Below are 7224 nucleotides of genomic sequence, written 5' to 3'. Positions count from 1 at the left end.
GTTGTCATAGTTAATATAGTTACTATAAAACATCTAAAATATGTACTAAAATGGTATCCCCCTGCATTTATTCTTAAGATACCAAAGGCTATTATGAATATCGCTGCTTCCTTTATCCGTCCTAATCCATAGGCTATAGCAAATATACCTATACCCTTAAATATGCTTACAATAAATAGCTGTAAACCATACATGTAAATATCATGATCTTCAAATTTAATTATGTTATTTTTAACTAGCTTTTGAGTTATTGTTCTACATATTTTATCAATCATATTTTTTACCATTTAATTCTATATTTATCTTTTATTTTATATTATTTGTAAAATTTTCCAATGGTTTTTATAAAAATGGTAGCTGAAACGTGATATTTGGTATGTATATTTTCAAAAAAAGTAAAAACGACTCTTTTTAGAATCGTTTTGAATATATGCTATTCACTTCTTCTCGGTGGTCTAGGCCCAAAATATTGATAATAATAACATTTAATACGTCCATTGTAAAGCTTTCTGTTTTTATCGGCTTTTCTGCCAAAGGATTCTTGAAAGCCTTCATGGGAAGTGATTACATAGTATGACCATGTATCCAGCTTTGTAAAGACCCTGCCCATTTCCTTATAAAGTCTTTCTACTTCTCTTTTTTCGCTTAGTCTTTCTCCATAGGGTGGATTACATATTATATATCCGTATTTTTTTCTTGAACTAAGCTCACTTACAGGTCTTTTTTGAAAATGAATGCAGTCATCTACTCCCGCTTCAATGGCATTGTTCATAGCTATCTTAGCCACTCTACCATCTATGTCGTACCCATAGATCTCTAAATCCCTATCATATTCTAGGAGAGCCAAGGTGAGAGCCAAGGTGACGGTTCTTTTTGACTCACCATCTCAGAAAGACAAACGAACCGTCCCCTTGTCTTCAGACACAAAAGAACCGTCCCTCTGTGACACCTCTGTGACATGACATTACCTATCCAAGTCTAATTTATCTATATCTAAAATCCTCAAAGAATCCTTTATATTCTTCTCAATGGCTGATTTGCCGTATTTGTCTACTTCATTACGGTCCTTCCGTCCATGGTGTATGGAAGCTGCTCCTCCAATACAGCCGCCAGTACATGCCATTCCCTCAATGAAATTTCCATTTAGTCTATTCACCTTAGCTATTTTAAGGGCTTTACTGCATTCTGCTAATCCATCACATATAACTGGCTTGAATTCCACATCTATTTTCTCGTCTTCAATCACATGCTTAATAGCTTCTGTTAAACCTCCTGTACGTGCAAAAATTCTTCCAAAGAACGAAGCATTATCTAAAGGATCTTCTTCACATTCCCTTAAATCTATTCCAGCAGCATCTATCATTGCAGTAAGCTCTTCAAAGGTAAGTACGTAATCGGTGCTTCCTTTAACATCATCTCGGTTAATCTCCATTTTTTTTGCAGTACATGGTCCAATAAAAACCACCTTTGCATTTTTATCCATATTCTTAATAAGTCTAGATACAGCTATCATAGGTGATACAGTCCCTGATATATTTTCTCCTAATTCGGGAAATTTTTTTTCAATGTATGAAACAAATGCAGGACAGCAAGAGCTAGTTATAAATTTCTTTTCTTCTATCTCCTCAGCAAATTCCTTGGTCTCATGGTGGGCTACAATATCTGCTCCCAGTGCAACTTCAATTACATCGTGGAACCCCAAAAGCTTTATTCCTTTCACTAATTGACCAATCTTCACATAGGTAAACTGGCTTGATATGGCTGGAGCAATAACCGCATATACATTTGTATCTCTACTCTTTGATTCCTTTAATAAATTTATAACATCCACAATATATGCCTTATCCATTATAGCACCAAAGGGGCATTTATATACACAGGCACCACATTGTACACATTTCTCATTATCAATAACAGCCTTTTTATCATTATCTATATATAGGGCGTCTGCTTCACATGCCTTTCTACAGGGTCTCATGACATCAGAAATAGCATTATATGGGCAAACATCTTTACATCTACCACATTCTATACATTTATTATTATTTATATATGCCTTATGTCCTACATAATATATGGCATCAACGGGGCAAGCTTCATGGCACCATTTGGCCAAACAGCCTCTACATGCTTCAGTAACAGTATATCGATTAATAGAACACTCATCACAGGCTATACTTATTATTTCTATGTTATTCTTATTTTCCTTATCTCCACCCCTAGCTATTTTTACTCTTTCTTCTATTATTGCCCTTTCTTTATATACGCAACATCTTGTTCTAGGCTTAGGACCTGGACTAATTTTTTCAGGAATTGTATGATATTTTTCTTCAAGGGTTCCTTCCATTGCTAATTTAGCAACTTCTTTTAACACTTCATATTTTATTACTTGAACATCATTTTCAAATTTTCTCATAATAGTTCACTCCAAACCTTAAACCCAAATTATTATTCATAGAAAATTAAAATTTCTCCTATATCAAATATTTTATAAATAATATAGGTTAAACATTTATTAGCTTTACATTCTTCCCTAATTTTCTCATTAATTCCACAAGTTGCCCTACAACCTTTAGTTTTATACTTAAGTCAATAGGAAGATCTGGATTCTGGTGAGCAGGATTAACAGCCTTGCCAACCCATAGATTTATATGGGTACATTCTTCGATTAAAATTTTTGCTAATATCGATGCACCATCCTTTTTTTCAGGATTATATACTGTATACTCTCCAGAACAAGAATCCATGAATTCCTTTATTTTTTCCACTGCCTTACTCAGAGTCAGTACTCCTTCTGTCACTAAATCAATCCCTTTAATATGGGCAGTTGGAGGTACTTCTTTATCTATATATTCTATATCAGTAATCAATTCCTCCTTAAGTTCTCTTGATGCGATTTTTGCAGCAGTTCCACCACAAACTATCCTCTTTCCTTGACTTTTCATAAGCTCTTCTATCACATATTTATCTTTTTCTGGATCCTTAGGAGGACCTGTAAAAATATTTACTATTTCTGGTTCCCTAATCTTTATTGTAGCTACTGTAGTATCATCTCCTGGCTTATTTGCATATAAATTATTACATGCATTAACTAGACCTTTAGATATATTTTTAGCACTTCTAAGATCCTTTGACAGACGTTCTAAGTATTCTGCTACATTTTCCCACTGCCATCCTAAATTTAATACTCCTCCAATACCAGCATGTATAACCCCATCACTTACTATGGTTAAGACATCATTCTTTTCAAGCATAAATTCACTTTCTTTAATTAACTTCCCATTTATATTCTTATCAATCTTTTTGATATCTAATATTTTATTACCCCTTATAAAGAATATGGGAGGATTGTCACATTCTACTATGTATACCTTGCCATTTTTATATATCTTTACTATTGTAAAGGTTGAATAAGCTAATTTTCTTACTTTACATTCTGGCAAAGTATTAACAATGGTATCAACTGTTTCATAAATGGTGGAACCTTCTTTTAACATTGTAGCTGCAATTTTCGACGTTAGGGTAGATAATATATTAGCTTTAACACCACTCCCTAATCCATCGGCTAAAACAATTATTACGCTATCATCGGTATGAGCTACCTCAACCTTATCTCCACAAAGCTCCTCACCATATTTGTTTAAACTATCATATGAAATATCTATAAAAAAACTCATTTAAGCTCACCATCTTCTGCTAATGTTATCATTTTTAGCTTAGTTAGGGTTGTCTTAGTTTCTGCAGTAGTCTCTCCAAGCAAGCTAGCTATTTCTTGGGCTACCCTCATCTGTTTATTGATAACATTTTGAGCCGCCCTTACTGTATTTTCTTTAACCTTTTTCAGCTCCTCCTTCTGTTTTTCTTCTCTAGTAATATTTGACATGATGACTAAAAGGACATTTTGATCTCTTAGATACAATATATTTTGAAGCATTACTACTCCATAGTTTGAATAGGAAACTTTCTTTGCAAGTATATTCTCTTTGTTATTCATAACCTCTATAAAATCACTATCATCAATTAACATCGATATGGGTTTTCCTTTTATATAATCAACCTTAACCTGAAATATTCTTTCTGCCGATGGATTAAACTCAAGCACCTTTAATTCATCATTAAGTAGAAAAATACAATTTGGAGTATATTCGAATATAATATTTGTTAGGCTTTCCGACTTGTTTCTCATATATGGAAGACATATATTATATTCTGCTTTACCTTCAAAAATCGCTTGAGCCTTTTCACGACAGGTATCATAGCCACAACTTCCACAATTCAGTTCATCTTCTTTTGTGTATTTACCCATTTTCTTTAAAATAGCCTCTATATCTTCTTCACTAGCTACAATCTTCTTTATACTTTTATCAAAAAATAACTTTTTAAAATTTATTCCCTTTGGTAAATCTAAAAACTTATCATAATCTAATATTTCTTTTTTTATTACATAATCCTTAACCCTTTTCTTTCTCGCATAATAAGATGGTGATTCTTTAGGTATTCCAGGACCTCCTATACATCCACCTCTACATGTATTAAGCTCTAAGCAAACATTTTTTAGTTCTCCTTTTGCAAGACTATCCAATACTTGTCTACATTCATCTATACCTGAAACGCTTATTAATTCATATGAAGCTTGAGTTTCATGAAAAAGATTTTTAACTATACTTCCCTTTAATGGAAAACTGCTTCCCGTCTTAAAAGATTCATTATCAAAATCATCAACATCTAAGGACTTAAGATATATATTCTCTTCCTTAAACCATGTATTGACCTCATCAAAGGTCAATACCCCATCTACTGCTGTTTCATGTTGGAAATCTCTAGATTCAACCTTCTTACTTATGCAAGGTCCAATAAATACTACAAAAGCATCACTACCGTATAATCTTTTTAAGATTTTACCATGGGCAATCATAGGTGACACAATGGGAAGCATATATTCTATCATAGAGGGATAATATATTTCAAGCAATAAATTAGCTGAAGGACAACATGTCGTAATTATATTTTCTTTTTTATTTTCTTCTATATATTTTTTATATAAATTTTCAACAACTTCTGCTCCTATAGCTGTTTCTTCTACAATATCAAACCCCAACTTTTTTAATCCAGTAACTATCTGACCCGACTCTAATACATCAAAAGCACCTATAAAGGAAGGCGCTAAGCTTACAATTACTTTCTTTCCATCTTCTATTGCTGCTTTTACCATTGATAAATCACTTTCAAACTTTATAGCTCCCTGGGGACATGATGTCAAACATGCTCCACAATATATACAGGTTTCTTTTACCATCTCAGCTTGTTCATCTTTTATTTTTATGGATTTCATTATACAATTTCTGAAGCACTTATAACAATTACGACAATTTGCATTAGATATGTTTAGGAAATTCAAATTTATACCCTCCCAGCAAGATGTCTCTCAAAAAACTTATCCACTTCATCCTCATTAACAGAAACTATTGGCTCATCATTAATTCTAACTGAAACTGCATTTGTACACTGTCCTAGGCAAAAAGCCGCCTTAATTTCAATTTTATCTTCTAAATTTTTCTCCTCTATTAATTTTTTAAGATTGTTTATAACATTATATGCACCCTTTAAATGACATGCACTCCCTATACATACATTAATCTCTATCATACACACCACACCTTTAACATGATTTTATATTTCTGTTTACACGTACAGTATACACCCTTGTTATATTTTTATCAATACAATATTTGTTAAATTATAGATACTTTTTTAAAATAATAAGGATTCCCCATATATAAGGAATCCTCGTAATATTGGCTTGATTTATTTTATCTATCTTCCATTTCTTTTTTCCACGTTTCATATCTCTCAATGGCTGCCTTTACAGCTACACATATAGCTTTTTGGGATAATCCATGAAACCTATACTGTATTTTATTTATTAGCTCATCTAATCCTTCCTCATGAACATTATGTCCTACTATAATCTCTTTTAAAAATCTCTTTGCTTCATCAGTAATTAAGGTACAGCTTGTATCCTCAATTATACCTGTCTTTGAATTTATAACGAGTCCTATCCCAACTACATCAAGTAGCTTTGCTGCTGAAATAGTACCAGGAAGCTTTGCATAAGAAATAAAATACACCGTTTCATCGTTATAAATCCTGTCCATATTACCCTCCATTTAAGATTTATTCATCACTTCTATAGAGATATGTAAGAGTTAATAAACTCTCAACCAAATGTACATTTTCTACTACCACATCATCTGGAACTCTTAAATCTGTAGGTGCAAAGTTCCATATGGCTTTAATTCCATTGGAAACCAATATTTCTGCAACTTCCTGAGCGCTATCCTTATTAGTACAAAGAATTGCTATATCAATATCATTCTCCTTTATAAATGGTCCAACATAATCCATATCTTTAATTTCTATATCCCTTATCTTAATACCAAAAACCTTTGGATTAATATCAAATAAAGCTTTTACATGGAATCCAGACTTGTCGAAATTTGTATAATTCGCAAGGGCTTGCCCTAAATTCCCTGCTCCAACAATAATAGTATTATAAGTCTTATCTAATCCTAATATCTTTCCAATTTCGTAATAAAGTTCTTCTACATTATATCCATATCCCTGTTGTCCAAACCCCCCAAAATTATTTAGGTCCTGTCTTATTTGAGATGCAGTAAATCCAATTATATCACTGAGTTCTTTAGATGAAATTCTTTTTATATCTCTATCTAGCAAATCCTTTAAATATCTATGATACTTGGGTAATCTTCTTATAACAGCCATTGATATCTTAGTTCTTCCGTTCATATTCAACAAACTCCCACTTTTGATTTTTTTATAAAATTATATCATTCCCTTAAGACAGTGTCAATAAATTGTCAATGATTCGATAGTGTCAAGATACTGTAGGAAAAAAATTTAAAAAAAATTCTTATGTTCTGATGAAATTAAGCACCACGAACAGACTTGAGTAATTCACTAGCCCAAGTTCTTTTCCCAATATTCAAAACAGTTATATTATCAATTTTTTCTTCTACTTTTTTATTTAATTTTCTTTTTACAACTCTTTTATCTAACTTCTCGATTCTTTTTTCTTTCTGCTTTTCTTTTCTCTTTTTTATCATTGTTTCATATACTTTCCCACCATTGGCACGATGTACTCTTAGTCGTGCCATTTGATCAGCACCTACTATACTCCATGCTAATGGTCTAGAACTCAATCTA

8 protein-coding genes and 1 pseudogene are annotated in these 7224 nt (G+C 32.3%); all 9 read right to left on the bottom strand.

The window, feature by feature from the left end; translation table 11 throughout:
- Window positions 1-275: accessory gene regulator B family protein (locus BUB36_RS18035; protein WP_165613137.1), on the bottom strand; the 275-nt coding region annotated here is incomplete at its 3' end.
- A gap of 158 nt (window positions 276-433) precedes the next feature.
- On the bottom strand, window positions 434-859 hold the full coding sequence (locus BUB36_RS18030) for a methyltransferase (protein WP_084112138.1): 426 nt from the start codon (window positions 857-859) through the stop codon (window positions 434-436).
- A gap of 105 nt (window positions 860-964) precedes the next feature.
- Complete coding sequence (locus tag BUB36_RS18025) at window positions 965-2416, bottom strand: 4Fe-4S dicluster domain-containing protein (RefSeq protein ID WP_073153526.1); 1452 nt, start codon at window positions 2414-2416, stop codon at window positions 965-967.
- A gap of 88 nt (window positions 2417-2504) precedes the next feature.
- Window positions 2505-3677: a SpoIIE family protein phosphatase gene (locus BUB36_RS18020; protein WP_073153524.1), complete on the bottom strand. Its 1173-nt coding sequence runs from the start codon at window positions 3675-3677 to the stop codon at window positions 2505-2507.
- Window positions 3674-5332 (bottom strand): [Fe-Fe] hydrogenase large subunit C-terminal domain-containing protein, encoded by a 1659-nt coding sequence (locus tag BUB36_RS18015; RefSeq protein ID WP_242655908.1) that lies wholly within the window; start codon window positions 5330-5332, stop codon window positions 3674-3676. Before BUB36_RS18015 ends, BUB36_RS18020 begins: the two co-directional genes overlap by 4 nt.
- A gap of 68 nt (window positions 5333-5400) precedes the next feature.
- Window positions 5401-5646, bottom strand: a complete 246-nt coding sequence (locus BUB36_RS18010) for a (2Fe-2S) ferredoxin domain-containing protein (RefSeq protein WP_073153519.1) — start codon at window positions 5644-5646, stop codon at window positions 5401-5403.
- 164 nt (window positions 5647-5810) lie between these two features.
- Window positions 5811-6155 carry a DUF3870 domain-containing protein gene (locus BUB36_RS18005; protein WP_073153516.1) on the bottom strand — a complete coding sequence of 115 codons (345 nt, stop codon included), beginning with the start codon at window positions 6153-6155 and terminating at the stop codon, window positions 5811-5813.
- 19 nt (window positions 6156-6174) lie between these two features.
- Entirely contained in the window at window positions 6175-6807 is a 633-nt protein-coding gene (locus BUB36_RS18000) for a redox-sensing transcriptional repressor Rex (RefSeq protein ID WP_073153513.1), read from the bottom strand.
- A gap of 140 nt (window positions 6808-6947) precedes the next feature.
- Window positions 6948-7224: pseudogene (locus tag BUB36_RS17995) on the bottom strand (UPF0236 family protein); the annotation flags it as partial.

The organism is Paramaledivibacter caminithermalis DSM 15212 (assembly GCF_900142245.1).
GTDB lineage: Bacteria > Bacillota > Clostridia > Peptostreptococcales > Caminicellaceae > Paramaledivibacter > Paramaledivibacter caminithermalis.
The sequence above is the reverse complement of the archived record's forward strand: the minus strand, read 5'-3'. Positions and strand labels throughout refer to the sequence as shown.